The following is a 19243-nucleotide window of genomic DNA, read 5'->3' on the forward strand; positions in this document are numbered from 1 at the left end:
GCGCATGATCACGACCTGGCCCGCCCACTGGCCGGCGGAGGCGCGGCACATCGCCCGAGCGGTGTCGACGGCGCTCGATGCAGTGCAGGACGACGACGCCGACGCATTCGCCGAGGCCACCGCCGAACTCGCTGAGCTTCCGTACGGTCACGCCGAGGCGGTGCACTCGGCCATCATCCGCAACCTGCTCGAAGACACCCACGCGGGCGGGCTCTCCGGTGAGGACGCGCAGGCGCTCGTGCTCGACGTCGTTGCTGCACATCAGGATTGGGACGAGTCCCTCGACCGCACCGCGCTCATCATGGTTGTTCTCGGTGCGCTGGGCGTCGACATCGACCCCGGCTTCTTCGCCGGCGACAACCAGGACCCCGAGGACCTGCCCGAGATTCCCCGCCTCACCGCCACGGACAGTGCGCGTCACTCGAGCCTCGTCATCGAGAGCCTGCTGACGAAGATCGAGAGCACCGCCGCGCCCTACATCCGCTCGGCGATCGAGGAGATCGCGCGGGCCGAGACGGTCGAGATGCCGTGACGGTGTGAACGGATCCAGACCGGTTGTGAAGGATTTGCCGTGGCTAGCGCGGTCGATGCTTCACAAGCGGACCGCGCCCATCACCCGATTGACCAACGTTCCCGGGCAGTACACCTAAAGGAACTGCCCCTTCACGAACCCGGCCAGGATCACGGCCAACCCGCCGACCTCGCCGACGATCAGCGCCACCATGAATGCGTGGGTGCCGCGGACCGGATGCCGGAACTGGTTGTCGGTGTCGCGAAGAATCCCGTGCACCACGTATCCGACGATCGCTCCCGCGAAGAACGCGATCACCACCAGGGCCGCCGTCAAGTCGACCGCCGCCGGCCAGGCGCTGAACTGCACCAGCGCCGCAAGAACGAGCGTCGCAAACGAATACATCAGCGCAGCCCGGTGCGCGATGTCGACATACGCGTGCGCTTGCGCCGTCTCGGAGGTCGCCATCTGCTGGTACTTCCAGATGCCGAGCACCAGCGCCCAGAGCAGTATCAGCCCCGACAGCAGCAGAACGACCTTGGTGTCGATGCCCAGCTCCATCGGGTTACCGTATCCACCCATGCGCGAAGTGCTCACATGGGAACTGTTCGGTACGGCCTCGCGGGAGCTCGCACAGTCCATCGTCGACAGTGGATTCCGCCCTGACATCGTGATCGCCATCGCGCGTGGAGGCCTGCTTCCGGCCGGTGCGATCGCGTACGCGATGGGCGTCAAAGCCGCCGGCACGCTCAACGTCGAGTTCTACAGCGACATCGAGGAGACGCTTCCCGACCCGGTCGTGCTCGAACCGCTCCTCGATACGAACGCGATCAAGAACAAGAAACTGCTCGTGGTCGACGACGTCGCCGACTCCGGGCGCACCCTCGCCCTCGTGGTCGACTTGTTGCGTGAGCACACCGACGAGATCCGGTCGGCCGTCATCTACACCAAGCCTGCGTCCGTCATCGCGCCCGACTATTCCTGGCGCGAGACGGATCTCTGGATCAACTTTCCGTGGTCGACGTTGCCGGAGATCGAGGCTGTCAGCCGACCCTGATCAGCACCTTCCCCGTCACCCCGTCCTCCACGGCCTGGTGCGCCGCCGCGGTGTCGGCCAGCGAGAACTCGTGCAGCGGAAGCCCACTCGATTCGCCGACAGTCAACGCCCCCGCTGCCACGGCGGCCGCGACGTCTTCTTTCGCGGCCTCGAGCGCCACCGAACCGACGGTGTACAGCAGAACGAACTGAAACCTGGTGTTGAGCACCATGTTCGGTCGGATGTCGACGGTGAAGGTGTCGCCACCGTTGTTCGCGTAGATCGCCACGACGCCGCGGGTGGCCAGTACAGCCGCGTTCAGCTCGGCGTTCTGGCTCGGTGCTACCTCGACCACCAGGTCGACTCCGTTCGGCGCGATCTCGCGAATGCGGGCCGCGGCGTCCTCGGTCTTGTAGTTCACCACGTGATGGGCACCCGCCGACGTCGCGAGCGCACCCTTCTCCGGGCCACTGACGGTGGTGATCACCGTGGCGCCCGACCAGACGGCCAGCTCGATCGCGGAATGGCCGACCGCTCCTGCTCCGCCGGCGACGAGCACCGTCTTGCCGTCCAAGGCGCCGGGATGCAGGCGTGACGGCCCGTCCTCTGACACCGTCAGAGCGCGATGCGCGGTCACTGCGGGGACGCCGAGGGATGCGCCGAGTTCGAAGCTCGCCTCGTCGGGCAGTCGCACGACACGCTCTGCCGGAACCACCGTGAACTCTTGCGCGGTTCCGGTGGGCCGCTCGTGCTGAGCGAGCAGCAACCACACCCGGTCGCCGACACCGAGGCCCGAAACCTCGTCGCCGACAGCGTCCACCGTTCCGGCGGCGTCCTGGCCGGGAACGACCTCGTCGAACGCCGGCTTCTGGCCGGGGCCTGCACCGGTGCGCGACTTCCAGTCGGTCGGGTTGACCCCCGCGACGGCAATACGCACTCGAACTTCACCCGCGCCCGGTTCGCCCGGTTCCCGATCCACCAAGGTCAGTACGGAGGGATCGCCGGTCTCGGAGTAGATGATTGCCTTCATATCAAGGCCAACAAGGACCGGGCAGTTCTCTGTTCCCCGGCGCGATTCTCTGTTTGACTCGGCTGCATGCTGCTCCGGTCGCGACTGGTGAACTCGGCCGTCGCCTTTGCCCTCGCGTGCCTGGTGATGATCACCCTGCACGAGCTCGCGCACGCCGCGGTGGCGCTCCTGCAGGGAAACAGTCCGACGCTCGGCGCGTTCAGCGTCGACCCGCACGCCACCACCGACGGCGAACGCATCGCTACGGCTCTCGGCGGCCCGCTCTTCAGCCTGGTCAGCGGCGTCGTGGTGCTGACCCTGCCGACCTCTCGGCTCCCTGCGTTCTGGGGCCTGGCCGTGTTGTGGTTCGGGTTGCTGAGCGTCCAGGAGTTCTCCGGCTATCTGATCACCGGTCCGTTCGCGGGCGTCGGCGACATCGGTCAGGCGCTCGAACTCTCGAACGCACCGGCCTATGTCGGGTGGATCGGATTCGTCGTCGGGTGGGCCATCACCTACGTCGTCGGCCGCATCGCGGTCCGTCGGCTGATCACCTTCACCGACTCGGACACCGCACTTGCACCGCAGCTTCGTGAGCTGGGTCTGTTCGCGTGGCTCACGGGCGTGGTGATCGTGCTGATTCTCAGCCTCGGTCTGTTCGACGGCGGTGGCGACGGCCCGTTCGAGGCTCTGGGGCTGATCGCGTCGGGCATCTTCTTGATCTTCGTACGGTTGTTCATGACCGAGGGGATGCGCTCGTCCGGGGCGCCCGTCCGTTTCGGCGTTCCTGCCGTCGGAATGGTCGCTCTGATCGTCGTCGCACTGGCACGACAAATTCTCTTCCGCTAGCGGCAAATTCACCGGCCGTTCATCCCGGTCGCCATACACTCGGCCCATGTCCGACCATTCCCTGTCCCGCCGCGGCTTCCTCCGCACCTCTTCGATCGCAGCGGGTGTGGGTGTCGTCGCGACGCTTCCCGCTCGGGCCAACGCCGCCGGTGCGGTGTTCCGGCACGGAGTGGCGTCCGGCGACCCGACTCCCGATGCCGTCATCCTGTGGACCCGCCTCACCCCGACCGACGACGCTATCCCCGGCTCGGGTCAGGGCCCGGACGCTGCGGTCGGGTGGGCGGTCTCCACCAACGCTGCGATGTCGTCGACCGTGGCGTCGGGGACCGTCACCGCATCCGCGGCGTCGGACCACACCGTGAAGATAGACGTCGACGGCCTGTTGCCGGACACCACGTACTTCTACCGGTTCACCGCCGTCGGGCAGAGTTCGCCGGTCGGCACCACGCATACCGCGCCGGCCGACGACGCCGATGTCGAGCAGATGCGTTTCGGCGTGGTGTCGTGCTCGAACTGGGAGTCGGGGTATTTCGGGGCGTATCGCCATCTGGCGCAGCGCACGGATCTGGACGCGATCATCCACCTCGGCGATTACATCTACGAGTACAAGACGGGCGGCTTCGCCGGGAAGTACGGCGTCATCCGCACGCACGATCCGGTGCACGAGATCGTCACCCTCGCCGACTACCGAATCAGGCACGCGCAGTACAAGACCGACCCCGATCTACAGGCTGCGCACCTCGGTGTCCCGTGGATCTGCACGTGGGACGACCACGAATCCGCCAACGATGCGTACGACGGCGGCGCGGAGAATCATCAGCCGGCCACCGAGGGCGACTGGGCCACGCGCAAGGCCAATTCGGTTCAGGCGTACTACGAGTGGATGCCCGTCCGCGCGGCCGGGTCCTCGACCAACCGGCATCTCTACCGCCGGCTGCGGTTCGGGACGCTCATGGAGCTGTCGATGCTCGACCTGCGGACGTACCGGTCGAAGCAGGTGATGCCGTACCAGGGGCGTGAGGTCGATTCGCCCAACCGCACCATCACGGGCGCCGAGCAGATGAGTTGGCTGACAGGCGGTTTGGTGTCCTCGCCGACGCAGTGGAAGATCGTCGGCAACCCGGTGATGATCACCCCGACGCTGATCCCGCCGCTCGACCCGCAGACCACCGAGGCGCTCACGCAGTTGCTCGGCCTGCCCGCGGCGGGGGTGTCCTACAACGCCGATCCGTGGGACGGGTACACCGCGGACCGCGCCCGGTTGCTCGATGCGTTGCGTACCAACAACATCGACAACACGGTGTTCATCACCGGCGACATCCACTCGTCCTGGGCGTGCGATCTGCCCGTCGACGCGGCCAACTATCCTGCGGCCGGAACCGTCGCGACCGAGTTGGTCGTCACGTCCGTGACCTCGTCGAACATCGACGATCTGACCAAGACTCCGGAACACACCGTGGGGCGGGTGGCGGAGGAAGCGTTCAAGGCCCTCAACCATCACGTGAAGTACGTCGACCTCGACACGCACGGCTACGGGGTGTTCGAGGTGTCGAAAACCGCTGCCCGGATGGACCATTGGTACCTCACGGCGAAGGAGGATCCGAACTCCGGCATCTACCTCGGTGCCAGCTACCGGGTGGAGTCGGGCTCGCAGCGGGTGACGCCGGCATAGGCACTGCGTGCTCGGGCGTGAAAAAGAGTCCCCCAGCACTCTTTTTCACGCCCGTGTGCGAAGCGCCTCCACGATGTGCCCCCGCACCATCTCCCACGCCGGGGACCGCGGATCCGCGAGCTCCCCGTGTCCGGCGCTCTGGATCACCCGGACGGTCGCGGGATCGCCGAGCCGCGTCGCGGCGGCGACGTAGTTCAGGCTCTGGCGCACCGAGACGGTTCGGTCCGCTTCACCGTGAAACGCGGTGAGCGGCAACCCGATCGGAAGGTGATCGATGGGGGAGGCGATGCGGTATCGGTCGGGCACCTCGTCCGGTCCGCCGCCGAGCAGGCCGCGCAGAAACTGGTCCTTTCCGTTCGTCACGGCGAGCATCAGGTCGAACACCCCGGCCATCGTCGTCGCACCGTGAATCCGCACGGACGGGTTCGCGCCCGGCGCCCCGGGGCCGAAGGTGTGGCGTCCGGCCAGCCACGCCGCGAGGTGCCCGCCCGCGGAGTGCCCGGCCACGTGCACGCGATCGAGGTCGAGCCGTCCACCCGACTGCGCCTGCACCCGCGTCGGCAGCGCTTCGGTTGCGTCGTCGACGTCGGCCAAGGTCATGGGCCACCCACCGGTGCCGCCGACGCGTCGGTACTCGATGTTCCACACCGCGATCCCGCTGCGCACCAACGATTGTGCCAGCAGGCCCGTGTAATCCAGGTCGTACTTCTGCAACCATCCGCCGCCGTGGATCATCACCACGACAGGCAACGAGGAACCGGTGTGCGGCAGATACAGATCGCCGAACTGCGACGGGTCCGCCCCGTACCGAATGCGAAGGGGATAGCGAACGGGTGCGTCGGCCGCAACGCCGAGGGCTACCAGAACTGCCGCAGCCCCGAATGCGCGACGATTCAACACCTGTGCGCGTTAATTCGGGCTCTGACCCGTACGAACACTCACAGGAGCTTTGCTCCCGCCCGCAGGTCGTCCGCCGTCACCGAGTACAGCGCGTCGAGGTAGGCGACGGCGAAGCTGCCAGGTGCCGAATGCTGCTCGGCCGCGATGTCGGCGGCCACCGCCACGTGCACGTGCGCCGCCACGGCTGCCGTCAACGGTGACGGCGTCACGGCCAGATACGCGGCCATCAGCGCGCCGAGCGAGCATCCGGTCCCGGTGACCTTGGTGAGCAGGGGAGTGCCGCCGGCCACCCGTACCAGCGCTTCGCCGCTGACCACGTGATCGACGGCCCCCGACGCCGACACCACGTCCGCGCGCGCGAGCAGCCCCCGAGCGGACTCGACCGCGTCCGCCGGGTCGGCGGAGCTGTCGACGCCGCGGCCGCCCGTGCCGAGTCCGTGCAAGCCGATGATCTCCGACGCGTTCCCTCGGATCGCCGTCGGGTGGAAGGCCAGCAGCTCTTGCGCCATCGCGCCGCGCCACGGCAACCCACCGGCTCCGATGGGGTCCAGCACCCACGGGGTCGTGCCCTCCTGCGCCGCTTTCGCCGCGGAGAGGTAGGAGGTGCGCAGCGTCGGTTGCGGCGTTCCCAGGTTGATCAGCAACGCGTCCGCCACGCCCGCGAAGAGTGCGGCCTCGTCCTCGTTGTCCACCATCGCGGCGCTGGCGCCCGCGGCCAGGAGGACATTGGCGGTGAAACCCGCGGTCACGTAGTTGGTGATGCAGTGGACGAGAGGGGTCCGCGCACGCAGAGCGAGGAGGGCTTCGGCCACGTCGTCGGGATGCGTCATGAACAAAGTTCTACCGCGAATCGCGTCACGGCCAGGAGTCGGGTACGCTCACAGCTGCTGACTGGTCGTAGTTTTTGTGTGTTCGTGTTTCATGCACGCTCGCTGGGAACTTGTAGTTGCGAGCGCGCTTCTTGCTCCGAGGGAACTCGAAGTGGTCGCGTTCATTTCCGGCCCGGGTTCCACACGGTGTGGTTCCCGATAGTTCAGCTTGTAGTAGGGAGCACATCATGACTCAGGGAACCGTCAAGTGGTTCAACGCCGAAAAGGGCTTCGGCTTCATCGCGCAGGAAGAGGGACCGGACGTCTTCGTCCATTTCTCGGAGATCCAGGGCTCGGGCTTCAAGAGCCTCGAAGAGAACCAGCGCGTCGAGTTCGAGGTCACCTCGGGCGCCAAGGGTCCTCAGGCCAGCGGAGTTCGCGCTATCTGATCGACCGCTAGCACCACAACTTTTCTCAACCAAGGGTCGTCTGCCTTCACGGCAGGCGGCCCTTGTGTCGTTTCGGGGTCGCAGTGTCGTTTCGGGGTCGCAGTGTCGTTTACGAGTCGCGCGATCCGGAGGACAAGGTAGCGTTCGGCACAACAAACGATCGAAATCGGAGTACGCCTTGACAATTTTGTCGCGCAAAACCGTCGTGTCCAGTGTCGCCTCCCTCGGGGTCGTCGCCCTCGCAGCCGGCTGCGGATCCGCCCCGGACGATTCGAGCAGTTCCGCCTCCGGAGATGCAGGTGACTTCAAGCCCTGCATGATCTCCGACACCGGCGGGTTCGACGACAAGTCGTTCAACCAGCTCGGATTCGAAGGCCTGCAGGAGGCGTCGAAGACCCTCGGCGTCGAGCCGATCACGGTGCAGTCCAACTCGCCCACCGACTACGACCCCAACCTCAGCAACCTCGTCGACCAGGGCTGCAAGCTCATCGTGACCGTCGGCTTCAACCTCGCCGACGCCACCAAGGCCTCGGCCGAGGCCAACCCCGACGTCGAGTACGCCATCATCGATGATTCGTCGATCGACGCGTCCAACGTCAAGCCGCTCACCTACGACACGGCGCAGTCCGCGTTCCTCGCCGGCTACGCCGCCGCGAGCTTCAGCAAGACCGGTGTCGTGGGCACCTTCGGCGGTAGCCAGTTCCCCACCGTCACCATCTTCATGGACGGTTTCGCCGACGGCGTCAACTACTTCAACCAGCAGAAGTCCAAGGCCGTACGCGTCATCGGCTGGGACGTCGCCGCGCAGAACGGTTCCTTCACCGGCGGATTCGAGGCCAACGAGGTCGCGAAGAACACCGCACAGGGCCTCATCGACCAGAACGCCGACGTGATCTTCCCGGTCGGCGGTCCGATCTATCAGTCTGCGGCACAGGCCATTCGCGACGCCGGACGCCCCATCGCGCTCATCGGTGCGGACGCCGACGTGTTCGAGTCCGACCCCAGCGTGGGTGACCTGCTGCTCACCTCGGTGACCAAGGGTCTGAAAGAGGGCACCAACGAAGCCGTGACATCGGCCGGTCAGGGCAACTTCGACAACACCCCGTACATCGGCACGCTCAGCAACGACGGCGTCGGCATCGCACCGTTCCACGACTTCTCCTCGCAGGTCGATCCGGCTTTGCAGGGTGAGCTCGACACGGTCAAGGCAGGCATCGTCGACGGCTCCATCACGGTGACGTCGCCTTCTTCCCCGAAGTGACATTGAGAACCTCGAGTCAATGAACCTCGAACTCCGCGGCATCACCAAGCGTTTCGGCGCTCTGGTCGCCAACGATCACATCGATCTGTCCGTGCGCGAAGGTGAGATCCACTGCCTGCTCGGGGAGAACGGCGCCGGCAAGTCGACATTGATGAACGTCCTCAGCGGTCTGTATCGGGCCGAAGAGGGTGAGATTCTTCTCGACGGCGAGAAGGTGACGTTCGCCGGACCGGGCGAGGCGATGAACGCCGGAATCGGCATGGTGCATCAGCACTTCATGCTCATTCCGGTGTTCACGGTCGCCGAGAACATCATCCTCGGCAACGAGAAGACCACCTTCGGTGGTCGTCTCGACCTGGGGGCCGCGCGTCAGTTGGTCCGAGACATCTCCGCGCGGTTCGGTTTCGACGTTGACCCCGATGCACTGGTCGACGACCTTCCGGTCGGTGCGCAGCAGCGTGTCGAGATCATCAAGGCACTTTCCCGCGAGGCGAAAGTGCTGGTGTTCGACGAGCCGACGGCCGTGCTCACCCCGCAGGAAACCGATGAGCTGATGGTCATCATGCGCCAGCTCGCCGAGTCGGGAACGGCCATCGTCTTCATCACGCACAAGCTGCGCGAGGTGCGGGAGGTGGCCGACCGCATCACCGTCGTCCGCCTCGGGAAGGTGGTCGGCGAAGCAGAACCGACCGCCTCGAACACCGAGCTCGCGTCCCTCATGGTCGGCCGCAGCGTCGAGCTCACGGTAGCGAAAGAGCCTGCGACACCGGGTGACTCGGCCCTCGTGGTCGACGGATTGACCGTCTGGTCACCGTCCGGCGCCGTGGCCGTCGACAACGTCAGCTTCGAGGTGCGTCGCGGCGAGATCCTCGCCATCGCCGGGGTGCAGGGCAACGGGCAGACCGAACTCGCCGAAGCTCTGCTCGGACTCAGGCCGGGTTCGACGGGGTCCATCACGCTCGACGGTAAATCTCTGCTCGACTCCGACGTCCGGTCCGTGCTCGACGCGGGCGTCGGTTTCGTTCCCGAGGACCGGACGCAGGACGGATTGGTCGCCGAGTTCACGATCGCCGAGAACCTCATGCTCGACCGCAGCGTCGGTGACCCGTTCGTCGGACGCGGCACGCTGCGCCGGGCGATTCTGCGAAAGTTCGCGCAGGAGAAGGTGACCGAGTTCGACGTCCGCACCCAGAGCGTCGACGAGCACGTGGGCCGGTTGTCCGGCGGCAACCAACAGAAGGTGGTCCTCGCCCGCGAACTCAGCCGCGATCTGCGACTTCTCGTCGCTGCGCAACCGACGCGCGGGATCGACGTCGGATCCATCGAATTCGTCCACAAGCGCATCGTCGCGACCCGTGACGCAGGAACGCCGGTGATCGTCGTCTCGACCGAACTCGACGAGGTCGCCGCCCTCGCCGATCGGATCGCCGTGATGTACCGAGGGAAGATCGTCGGCATCGTCGACGGCGATGCCACGCGAGAAGAGTTGGGACTGTTGATGGCTGGAGCGTCCTCGTGACCGCACCCACCAAGGACAAGAAGGCGCGGCCCACCGAGAATTCGGTCGTTCGCGAGATCATGAGCGGCAGCATCGTGATGTCGGCGCTCGCCGTCCTGCTCGCGCTGCTCATCGGCGCCGTCCTGATCGCCGCCACCAACGACGACGTCCAGACCGCGTCGGGCTACTTCTTCTCCCGCCCGTTCGACACCCTCCGCGCCATCTGGGACTCGGTGTTCGGCGCGTACTCGGCGCTCTTCCAGGGCTCAGTCTACAATTTCCGTCGCCCCGGGTTCGCCAACGGCATCCGGCCGCTCACCGAGACGTTGACCTTCGCGACGCCGCTCATCGCCGCCGGACTCGGTGTGGCACTGGCGTTTCGCGTCGGCATGTTCAACATCGGCGGCCGTGGACAGATGCTCATCGCCGCCGCCTGTGCCGGGTACGTCGGCTTCACGTTCGAGCTTCCCGCCGGCATCCACCTCCTCTTCGCGGTCGTCGCAGGCGTGGTCGGCGGCGCGATCTGGGGAGGCATCGCCGGTCTGCTCAAGGCCCGGACCGGTGCCCACGAGGTGATCGTCACGATCATGCTCAATTACGTTGCCTTCTACCTGGTCTCGTACCTGCTGCGCACTCCCGGGGCCCTGCAGGCGCCCGGCTCCAACAATCCGAAGACCCCGGCCATGGCGTCGACCGCCGTCTTCCCGGATCTGTTCGGCAGCCGATACAACCTGCACCTCGGGTTCATCGTGGTCATCCTCGCGACGGTGGCCGTGTGGTGGTTGCTCGAACGCTCGGCCCTCGGCTTCCGCTTTCGGGTGGTCGGGGAGAACCCGAACGCGGCTCGTGTCGCGGGAATCCGCGTCAACAGCGTGTACGTCTACGCGATGCTGATCTCCGGCGCTCTCGTCGGACTCGCCGGTGTGTCACAGGTTCTCGGCACCGTCACCACCGGCTTCGGCGCCGACATCGACGCCGGGATCGGCTTCGACGCCATCACCGTTGCCCTGCTCGGTCGGTCGAAGCCGTGGGGTGTGTTCGCCGCGGGTGTGCTGTTCGGTGCCTTCAAGGCCGGCGGGTTCTCGATGCAGGCCGCGGAAGGCGTGCCCATCGACATCGTGCTCGTGGTGCAGTCGGTGATCGTGCTGTTCATCGCCGCGCCGCCGTTGGTGCGCGCGGTGTTCCGGTTACCGAAGCCGACCGGGAAGGTCGCGTCGTGAGCACCCTGGCCTCGAGCCCAGTCGTCACCAGCGGGTCGGGTACCAAATGGAAGGTCCCCGGCGCACTCGTCGTCTTCGCGTTCGTCGGACTTCTCGTCTTCGCGCTGAACGCAGAGTCCGGCACCAGCACGTTCGGCCTGGCGAGCGAGACGGATTTCTTCCGCATCGGTGACCTGAGCGTTCCCACGGTCGGCACCGGCTACGTCGTCGCGGTCTTCTTGCTTGCGATTGCAGCCTTCAGTGTCGTTCGGGCCGTGAGCAATCGGAGTACACCGCTGTGGTTGGTGGCGGTCTTCGCCGTCCTCTTCGTGTTCGGGTTCCTCACCTGGGCCGCGGTCGGAGAATCCATTCCCGTTCCGGGTCTGCTCATCGGCACGGTTGCCCTGAGCACGCCGCTGATCTTCGGCGCCCTGGGCGGTGTGGTCTCCGAGCGGGTCGGCGTGGTCAACATCGCGATCGAAGGTCAGTTGCTCGGTGGCGCGTTCGTCAGCGCGGTCACGGCGTCGATCACCGGGTCGGCCATCGCCGGCCTGATCGCTGCGCTCGTCGCCGGCGCCCTCGTCGCGAGTCTGCTGGCGGTGTTCTCGATTCGGTATTTCGTCAACCAGGTCATCGTGGGCGTGGTGCTGAACGTTCTCGTGGTCGGGCTGACCAGCTTCCTGTACTCGCAGATCCTCGTGCCGAACGCCGCGACGTTCAACACCCCGCCGCGCTTCGAGCGCATCGAGATTCCGATCCTGAGCCAGATCCCCATCGTCGGCCCGGTTCTGTTCCGCCAGACCATCATCGAGTACCTCATGTACATCGCGGTGGGGCTCGTCTTCTTCGGGCTCTTCCACACCCGCTGGGGTCTGCGGCTGCGCGCAGTCGGCGAGCACCCGCAGGCAGCGGACACCGTGGGCATCAACGTTCGTCGCGTGCGGTTCTGGAACGTCTGCCTCGCCGGCGCCATCGCCGGACTGGGCGGTGCCTACTTCACGCTCGGGTCGGTCGGCGCGTTCGGCAAGGAGATGACCGCCGGCGCCGGTTATATCGCTCTCGCCGCCGTGATCTTCGGGCGTTGGGATCCCATCCGCGCGACGCTCGCAGCCCTGCTCTTCGGGTTCGCGTCGAACCTGCAGAACGTTCTCGGCATCATCGGCTCGCCCGTGCCGAGCGAGTTCATGCTGATGCTGCCCTACATCGTCACCATCTTTGCGGTCGCCGGACTGGTGGGGCGGGTGCGCGGACCGGCGGCGTCGGGTAGACCGTACGAACCGTAGGCGGCGTCGCCCCCCGCGGGGTTTGTCTCTTTCTGCCGACCTCTACTCCCGCTGTTCACCTCCCGTCCATCCAATGGGACCGAACGCGTCGGCCGTTGACGGAAGCATCGAGCCATGACGCTCAATCCGCAGGGTGAAACCGTCGCCACCGGGGTTCCGGAGAACCTCGCCGCCGACATGACGATGGCCGAGCAGCACGAGTGGCACCGCGGATTTCTCAAGCGGCACCCGGTCTCTCGCCGCAACTTCCTGATCGGGTCCGCCGCAGCGGCCGCGGCGGTGGGCGTCGGAAACGCGTCGTGGTCGCGTATCGCGTACGCGCAGGACGCGCCGCTGGCCGTCGGCGGTCGGCATCTGTCGTTCGGTGCGGATCCGTCGTCGCAGCTCCGCTTCTCGGCGCAGCTCTCCCGAAACCCCGGCACGACGGGCATCTTCCTCGACCACGGCCCGACCCCCGCGTTGGGTGCGACGACGTCGGCCGAGGTGCGCAATCTGATCAGCCAGGTGCCGCAGACCGGTGGCGGAATCCTCGGTGCGGAGCAGTACTACGTGCACGTGCCGGTCGACGGACTGACCCCGAAGACTCCGCACTTCTACCGCTGGCGCACGGTCGACGGATACGTCAGCGACGTCCGCAGCGCGACGACGGCGCTCCCGGCCGGCCGCTTCGCACCGTTTCGGTTCACCATGATGGGCGATCAGGGCGTCGACGAAACACCCGTCAAGCCACCGGGTTTGCAGCCGGGCGACTACGACAACCTGTACTACGAAAACGACAACGACCCGTCGGTGAAGCATGCTGCGAACATCGTGAAGCAGATCGCCGCCTCACGTCCAGACTTCCACATCCTTGCCGGTGACATCGCGTACGCCGATCCTCAGGGAGACGGTAACCCCGGCCAGTTCGCCCCGAGTGGTGTGAAGGCGACCAAAGGCTTCGACGCCTACAACCCCTACGTCTGGGACGGGTATCTCGCCGCGATCGAGTCGAGCGCATCGGTCACACCGTGGCTTTTCGCAACCGGAAACCACGACATGGAAGCGCTGTACGACGCGGATGGATACGGCGGCCACGCAGCACGTTTGGATCAGCCCGACAACGGCCCGAAGCAGTGTCCGTCGGTCTACTCCGTGGTGTACGGCAACGTTGCGGTGCTCTCGCTCGACGCCAACGACGTCTCCTACGAGATCAAAGCCAACACCGGCTACAGCGGCGGCGCCCAGACGTCCTGGGTCGACAGCACTCTCGCGCGGTTCCGCAAGGATCCGAACATCGACTTCATCGTCTGCTTCTTCCACCACTGCGCGTACTCCACCACCGAAAAGCACGCCAGTGACGGTGGAGTGCGCGACAAGTGGACCCCGCTGTTCGATCGGTACGAGGTCGACGTGGTCCTCCAGGCTCACAATCACGTGTTCGAGCGATCCGATCCGATCCGGGCAGGGAAGCCCACCGGTGCAGCGTCGGATCAGGCCGTCGTCTACCCGAAAAAGGATGGGACCGTTTACTACACGGTGGGTGGTGGCGGTCGACCAAGGTACAAGTTCCAGTCTGCCGAGAAGGACACCTACCGCGGCAACGTCGTCGCCGACAATTCCGTCCCCAACAGCTACGTGTGGACACCCGAGGGCGAGAAGCAGGCCGAAGCCGTCGGCTGGTCTCGCGTGCGGTTCCGCAACTACTCGTTCATCCGCATCGACGTCGCCCCGGGAATCCCCGGCATCACGCCCAGCGCGATGACCGTCTCCGCCATCGACGAGTACGGCCGCGAGTTCGACAAGGTCACCTACAAGCGCGACATCGGCGTGGGGTCGCTGTTCGGCTCCTGATTCAGCGGTTGCCAGACGGGGTATCCAGCTCTGTCTCGCGAAAGGAGTCACATATGTCGAAAGTTGCCATCATCGGCGGCCACGGAAAGATCGCGCTGAAGCTTGCGAAGATCCTGTCCGACGGCGGTCACGAGGTCTTCTCCCTGATCCGCAATCCCGATCAGGAGCAGGACATCACGAATGTTCGTGCGACACCGCTTATCGCGGACGTCGAGAACATGTCCACCGAGGAAATCACTGCGGCACTGAACGGGAACGACGTCGTCGTGTTCGCGGCGGGGGCCGGCGGCGGCGACGCCGACCGGACGTACGCGGTGGACCGCGACGCCGCCAAGCGCTCGATCGACGCCACCGCGGCGGCCGGTGTCGAACGCTTTCTCCTCGTCTCCTACTTTGGGGCGAGCCTCGATCACGGCGTTGATTCCGGCGACTCGTTCTACGCGTACGCCGAGGCGAAGGCCGAAGCCGACGACTACCTGAAGAAGAGCGCGTTGGCCTGGACCATCGTGGCGCCTGCATCGCTCACCGACGATCCGGGCACCGGCAAGATCCGCACCAAGAAGCAGGGTGCCGACGGCGGAAGTGTCAGCCGCGACGATGTCGCGGCCGTGCTGGCCGAGGCCATCGACACGATCGAGACCACCGGACAGATGATCGAGTTCGTCGAGGGTGACACCCCGATCGCCGAGGCGCTCGCGTAAGTTCCTGCCGAAGCGACGGAACCGTTCGTGGCTCCCGCGAGTCCAAGTAGATGACAGTCACCGCGTTCGCGGTGATGGATTCGACTCGGGGGAGACGTTCGGTGCCAGAACTCGATATCACGGTCGACGAGGTGGCCGCCACCGGCCGCCTCGTCACCGAAACCTCGCGCTACCTGTCCGACGGACTGTCCTCGCTCGGGCGTGAGATCGACGATCTCTCGACCACCTGGCGCGGGCAGGCGTCGGACGCGTACGCGTCGGCGTGGGCCGAGGTCCGAGCCGGCGCTCAGGAAATCCTTGCCGCTCTCGCATCGACGGGCGACTCCCTGGGGGTCGTCGCCCAGACCACCGCCGGTACCGAAGCGGTGACGGCACAATCGATCTCGGCCCTCCGCGGAATCGCGTGATGAGCGCCGCGTACTCGGTCGACCTGAATCGCATCGACGCAGCCGTGTCGTCGTTGCAGGGCTTCGAAGACCGCCTCTCCGACGAACTGCGTACGCTCTCGACACACACGGATCGGCTGCGCCACGAGTGGTCGGGTTCGTCGTCCGACGCATTCGCGCAAGCACACAGCGAGTGGAACGAGGGCGCCGCACGGATGGCCGCCGGACTCGCACGGATGCGCGAGGCCGCGAACATCGCACGGACGAGTTACCGCTCCGCCGTGGCCGCCAACGTCGCCATGTTCCGGTAACGCCGTGTCTCCCACCGATGTGCTCGACGTCGACTCGGCCACCTACCACCGCGCCGCCGACGCCTGCGACGTCGCCGCCGACGCACTGCACGCCGCCCTGACCGAACTGCGAACCTCGCTCGAGTCGACGGGGTCGATGGCGGGAAGCGATGCCGGAGGCCAGGATTGGGGCTCCGGGTACGACACCGCCGCCCGGTCGCTGTTCGCCGGCACTCACGCCACCGTCGCCGCGCTGACCAACTACGGCAACCTGCTCTTCCGCGCGGGAGCCAATCACGAAGCGGCAGAGGCAGATGCGGCTCACTTACCCAGGCCGCACGAGACGGATCCAACGGCGCCTGTGCGTCCACCGGTCACCGTGCCGCCGTCGGCGATCGGTGACGCCGGTCCCGGCCTCCAGGGCGCTATCGACCTGGCATCGGCGGTGGGAGTGCCGTGCCCGAACGGTGACGTGGACAAGCTCGGCCGCGCGGTGTCCGCCTGGACGACGTTCGCCCGTGTGGTCGGCGATGTGCGCGCGGGGGTGCTCGACGCGTCGGGAAACATGTTCGGCTCCATCATGTCTCCCGAAATCGGCAGCATCTATCGCGAGCTGCGGCTCATCGCGGATGCGTGCGAGCGGGTGCGATCGGACGCGGGCGTGCTGGCGTCGTCGTGCCGGGATTTCGCGTCGCAGCTCGGTGAGTTGCGCGCACAGATCAAGTCGCTCATCGAGGACTTCGCCATCGAGGAGGCCGCGTCGATCGCGGTGGGAATCGGGCTGGCCGCGGTGACGGCCGGGGTGTCGGCGGCGGCGAGCGCGGCCATCGCGGCAGGTCGATTCACCGTGACGGCGAACCGAGTTCGGCGCATCATCGACGATGTTCGCGAGGTGCTGGGTCTGCATCGCCTGACGGATCGGGCGATGTCCTCGCGCCGATCGATGGACGACCTCACCGATATCGCGGACCGGCCGGCCGTCGACTTGGACGGCGTGCCGGTGCCGAAGTCGCCCATGGCCGACCCGCTCGGCCCATCACACAACTCGGGTCAGAAGTGGGGTGATCCGGGATCCCTCGACGATCACTTCGCCCGGCACGGCAACGACTTCGGGGCCACGTCGGCGGACGACTATGCCCGCATGGCCACCGAGTTCTTCGAACGGAAGGACCTGCCGACGAAGGTGACCCCGGACGGCACCGTCCGCATTTATGATCCGTCCACGAACACGTTCGGCGCCTACAACGCGGACGGCACCACCAAGACGTTCTTCACACCCGGTTCCGGAGCGGACTACTGGGAACGGCAACCAGGAAGTGCCCCACAATGAACCACGTATGCCCGGTCTGTGAATACCCGTACCTGAAGGAAGAACCGCGCACTGCGAACGGCGGCTCCTACGAGATCTGCCCACGTTGCGGTTTCCAGTTCGGCGTCACCGACGACGATCTGGGGTTCACCTACGAACAATGGCGTGAGAAGGGCGGCTGGGCACTCTGAGGCCTGCCGTAAACTTCACCGAATGGTCGACATCAGAACTCTCGAATCCGAAGCGGATCTGATCGCCGCCGCAAAGGTCTTCCGGACCGCGATGGTGGGATTACAGGTATCTCCGCCCTACCGGCCCGGTCAGATTCGGGACGTGCGCGAGCCCGGTCGTACGCTCGCTGCGTTCGCCGACGGTGCGGTGGTCGGATCGGTCGACGGGTTCACCAGCGACATGACCGTTCCCGGCGGGGCTCGCCTTCCGCACGTGGCGGTCACCCGTGTCGGTGTGCTGCCGACGCACACCCGTCGCGGAATCGTGTCGGGTCTGCTGACGCACCAGCTGCGCGATGCGCGTGAACGCGGAGAGGTGTTCGCGTCGCTGCGCGCCTCCGAGGCGGTCATCTACGGCCGATTCGGGTACGCGGTGGCGAACCTGTCTCACACGGTCGAAGTGGTCACTGCCCGTGCGCGGATGCGTGATTCGGTCATGGACGGTGGCCCGGTACGCATGGTCAGTACGGACGAGTCGTACGACGTCCTTCCCGGCGTCTACGACAACGCGGTGTCGGCGCGGCCCGGGTCCATCGGGCGGCCGTCGACGTGGTGGGCGGGGCAGAAGTTCGGCAGCCAACTCGGGACGGACCCGTCGTACGTTGCGGTGCAGGGGGATTCGGGGTTCGTCCGCTACCACGGCATCGGCGCGGACACCTGGTTCACCGGTGACAACCGGACTGCGATCGTCGACGACTTCTGGGCTCCCACCACCGAGGCCTACGTCGGGCTCATCCGTTTCCTGTTCTCGCTCGACCTGGTCACCCGGTTCGTGTTCGCCGCGATGCCGATCGACGATCCGTTGCCGCAGTTGCTGATCGACCAACGTGCGGTGCGGGTGACGAAGTCGCGTGACGAGACGTGGCTGCGCATTCTCGACGTGTCGAGGGCGTTGTCGTCGCGCACCTACCGCGGCGCGGGTGCAGTGACCGTCTCGATCACCGACCCTGTGCTGCAGGAGAATTCGGGCACTTTCCGTGTTTCCGCAGAGGGCGCGGAGGCGGTGACCTCCGAGCCGGATCTGACGATCGACGTCACCTCGCTCGCCGCGGTCTATCTCGGCGGAACGGCGTGGCATCAGCTGGCGGCCGCCGGGGCGGTGCAGTTCTCCGACTACTCCGCGATCGAACGCGCAGACGCCCTCTTCTCCTCGCACCTCGCCCCGCACTGTGGCACCGACTTCTGAAGGGCAGTCTGCTGAGAACGATCAAGATGTTCGCGACCGACCTCGACGGCACCCTGTTGCGGTCCGACCGCACCATCTCGCCGAACACCGCTCGCGCCATGGCATCCGCGCAGGCCGCGGGCATCGAGGTGGTGTGGGCGACCGCGCGGGCTCGACATTCGGTGCACGAGTTCGCGCAGGCGAGCGGATTTCGCGGTAAGGCGATCTGCGCCAACGGTGCGGTCATCCTCGATCTGGCGGACGGTACGCCCACGATCGACGCGGTCTGGCCCATCTCCCTCCCGGACGCGGCGGATGCCATCGACGCTGTGCGCCGGCTGGTTCCAGGCATCACGTTCGCGACAGTCGGACCCACCAGGTTCATCGCCGAATCGCAGTACGCGGCGCTCAGCGTCTTCTCCGATCACCACCGCGACCCGGCGACGATGGCGACCAGCGGACCGCTGGGGGAGGACGTGGTCAAGATCGTCGCGCGACACCCGACGGTTCCCGCCCCCGACGTCTTTTCGATCCTGGCCGCGGCCGGGGTTCCGCGCGTCGAGCTGACGCACTCCGGGGCACCGTACGTCGAGATGTCCGCCGAGGGGATCAACAAGGCCTGGGCCCTGCAGATGTTGGCGTTGCGGAGTGCGTTGAACCGACGTCAGATCGCCGCCGCCGGCGACGCCCGCAACGACCTCGACATGTTGCGCTACGCCGGCACCGCGGTGTGCCCGTCCAACGCGATTCCGGACGTGATCGCGGTATGCACGCGGGTGCTGCCCAGCAACGACGAGGAAGGTGTCGCCGGTTACCTCGACGAGCTGACCCACCACGCACGAGGTGAGTTAGGGTAGCC

At 66.4% G+C, this 19243-nt stretch carries 21 protein-coding genes; 17 read left to right on the top strand and 4 right to left on the bottom strand.

What is annotated here, in order from left to right:
* Positions 1–4: 4 nt before the first annotated feature.
* Complete coding sequence (locus IEW02_RS05140; protein ID WP_188543567.1) at positions 5–532, top strand: hypothetical protein; 528 nt, start codon at positions 5–7, stop codon at positions 530–532.
* A 114-nt stretch (positions 533–646) separates the two neighbouring features.
* Here the strand turns inward: IEW02_RS05140 and IEW02_RS05145 are convergent, their stop codons facing one another.
* Positions 647–1072: a hypothetical protein gene (locus tag IEW02_RS05145; protein ID WP_188544019.1), complete on the bottom strand. Its 426-nt coding sequence runs from the start codon at positions 1070–1072 to the stop codon at positions 647–649.
* A gap of 19 nt (positions 1073–1091) precedes the next feature.
* On the opposite strand from IEW02_RS05145, the gene IEW02_RS05150 reads away from it, so the two are divergent.
* Complete coding sequence (locus IEW02_RS05150; protein ID WP_188543568.1) at positions 1092–1568, top strand: phosphoribosyltransferase; 477 nt, start codon at positions 1092–1094, stop codon at positions 1566–1568.
* Here the strand turns inward: IEW02_RS05150 and IEW02_RS05155 are convergent.
* A complete protein-coding gene (locus IEW02_RS05155; protein WP_188543569.1) occupies positions 1555–2577 on the bottom strand; it encodes an NADPH:quinone reductase in 1023 nt (340 codons plus the stop codon). The genes IEW02_RS05150 and IEW02_RS05155 overlap by 14 nt on opposite strands.
* A gap of 66 nt (positions 2578–2643) precedes the next feature.
* On the opposite strand from IEW02_RS05155, the gene IEW02_RS05160 reads away from it, so the two are divergent.
* Together IEW02_RS05160 and IEW02_RS05165 are read left to right on the top strand one after the other, a co-directional pair.
* Positions 2644–3402 (top strand): hypothetical protein, encoded by a 759-nt coding sequence (locus IEW02_RS05160; protein ID WP_188543570.1) that lies wholly within the window; start codon positions 2644–2646, stop codon positions 3400–3402.
* A 46-nt stretch (positions 3403–3448) separates the two neighbouring features.
* Positions 3449–5074 (top strand): alkaline phosphatase D family protein, encoded by a 1626-nt coding sequence (locus tag IEW02_RS05165; protein WP_188543571.1) that lies wholly within the window; start codon positions 3449–3451, stop codon positions 5072–5074.
* Positions 5075–5119: 45 nt separating this feature from the next.
* Here the strand turns inward: IEW02_RS05165 and IEW02_RS05170 are convergent, their stop codons facing one another.
* Together IEW02_RS05170 and thiM are read right to left on the bottom strand one after the other, a co-directional pair.
* Positions 5120–5974: an alpha/beta hydrolase family protein gene (locus IEW02_RS05170; protein ID WP_308933151.1), complete on the bottom strand. Its 855-nt coding sequence runs from the start codon at positions 5972–5974 to the stop codon at positions 5120–5122.
* 38 nt (positions 5975–6012) lie between these two features.
* Positions 6013–6804 carry a hydroxyethylthiazole kinase gene (thiM, locus tag IEW02_RS05175; protein ID WP_188543572.1) on the bottom strand — a complete coding sequence of 264 codons (792 nt, stop codon included), beginning with the start codon at positions 6802–6804 and terminating at the stop codon, positions 6013–6015.
* A 227-nt stretch (positions 6805–7031) separates the two neighbouring features.
* Here thiM and IEW02_RS05180 point away from each other — a divergent pair, with 227 nt between their 5' ends.
* The 13 genes from IEW02_RS05180 (at position 7032) to IEW02_RS05240 (ending at position 19241) form a co-directional block, all read left to right on the top strand.
* Positions 7032–7232 (top strand): cold-shock protein, encoded by a 201-nt coding sequence (locus IEW02_RS05180; RefSeq protein WP_188543573.1) that lies wholly within the window; start codon positions 7032–7034, stop codon positions 7230–7232.
* Between the two features lie 178 nt (positions 7233–7410).
* On the top strand, positions 7411–8493 hold the full coding sequence (locus tag IEW02_RS05185; RefSeq protein ID WP_188543574.1) for a BMP family lipoprotein: 1083 nt from the start codon (positions 7411–7413) through the stop codon (positions 8491–8493).
* Between the two features lie 19 nt (positions 8494–8512).
* Entirely contained in the window at positions 8513–10012 is a 1500-nt protein-coding gene (locus IEW02_RS05190) for an ABC transporter ATP-binding protein (protein WP_188543575.1), read from the top strand.
* Positions 10009–11211 carry an ABC transporter permease gene (locus IEW02_RS05195; RefSeq protein ID WP_229745778.1) on the top strand — a complete coding sequence of 401 codons (1203 nt, stop codon included), beginning with the start codon at positions 10009–10011 and terminating at the stop codon, positions 11209–11211. Before IEW02_RS05190 ends, IEW02_RS05195 begins: the two co-directional genes overlap by 4 nt.
* The gene (locus IEW02_RS05200; RefSeq protein WP_188543576.1) at positions 11208–12473 is read left to right on the top strand and encodes an ABC transporter permease; all 1266 of its coding nucleotides are present in this window, start codon (positions 11208–11210) and stop codon (positions 12471–12473) included. Before IEW02_RS05195 ends, IEW02_RS05200 begins: the two co-directional genes overlap by 4 nt.
* 114 nt (positions 12474–12587) lie before the next feature.
* Entirely contained in the window at positions 12588–14303 is a 1716-nt protein-coding gene (locus IEW02_RS05205; RefSeq protein ID WP_188543577.1) for a metallophosphoesterase, read from the top strand.
* Positions 14304–14356: 53 nt separating this feature from the next.
* Entirely contained in the window at positions 14357–15004 is a 648-nt protein-coding gene (locus IEW02_RS05210; protein WP_188543578.1) for an SDR family oxidoreductase, read from the top strand.
* A gap of 101 nt (positions 15005–15105) precedes the next feature.
* Positions 15106–15411 carry a WXG100 family type VII secretion target gene (locus tag IEW02_RS05215; protein WP_188543579.1) on the top strand — a complete coding sequence of 102 codons (306 nt, stop codon included), beginning with the start codon at positions 15106–15108 and terminating at the stop codon, positions 15409–15411.
* Positions 15411–15701 carry a WXG100 family type VII secretion target gene (locus IEW02_RS05220; protein WP_188543580.1) on the top strand — a complete coding sequence of 97 codons (291 nt, stop codon included), beginning with the start codon at positions 15411–15413 and terminating at the stop codon, positions 15699–15701. Before IEW02_RS05215 ends, IEW02_RS05220 begins: the two co-directional genes overlap by 1 nt.
* Before the next feature lie 4 nt (positions 15702–15705).
* A complete protein-coding gene (locus tag IEW02_RS05225; RefSeq protein WP_188543581.1) occupies positions 15706–17010 on the top strand; it encodes a hypothetical protein in 1305 nt (434 codons plus the stop codon).
* The gene (locus IEW02_RS05230; RefSeq protein ID WP_188543582.1) at positions 17007–17180 is read left to right on the top strand and encodes a hypothetical protein; all 174 of its coding nucleotides are present in this window, start codon (positions 17007–17009) and stop codon (positions 17178–17180) included. The genes IEW02_RS05225 and IEW02_RS05230 overlap by 4 nt, the downstream gene beginning before the upstream one ends.
* Before the next feature lie 22 nt (positions 17181–17202).
* Positions 17203–18405 carry a GNAT family N-acetyltransferase gene (locus tag IEW02_RS05235; protein ID WP_188543583.1) on the top strand — a complete coding sequence of 401 codons (1203 nt, stop codon included), beginning with the start codon at positions 17203–17205 and terminating at the stop codon, positions 18403–18405.
* Between the two features lie 26 nt (positions 18406–18431).
* On the top strand, positions 18432–19241 hold the full coding sequence (locus IEW02_RS05240; RefSeq protein ID WP_229745779.1) for an HAD family hydrolase: 810 nt from the start codon (positions 18432–18434) through the stop codon (positions 19239–19241).
* Positions 19242–19243 lie beyond the last annotated feature (2 nt).

It is taken from the genome of Rhodococcoides trifolii (genome assembly GCF_014635345.1).
GTDB lineage: Bacteria > Actinomycetota > Actinomycetes > Mycobacteriales > Mycobacteriaceae > Rhodococcoides > Rhodococcoides trifolii.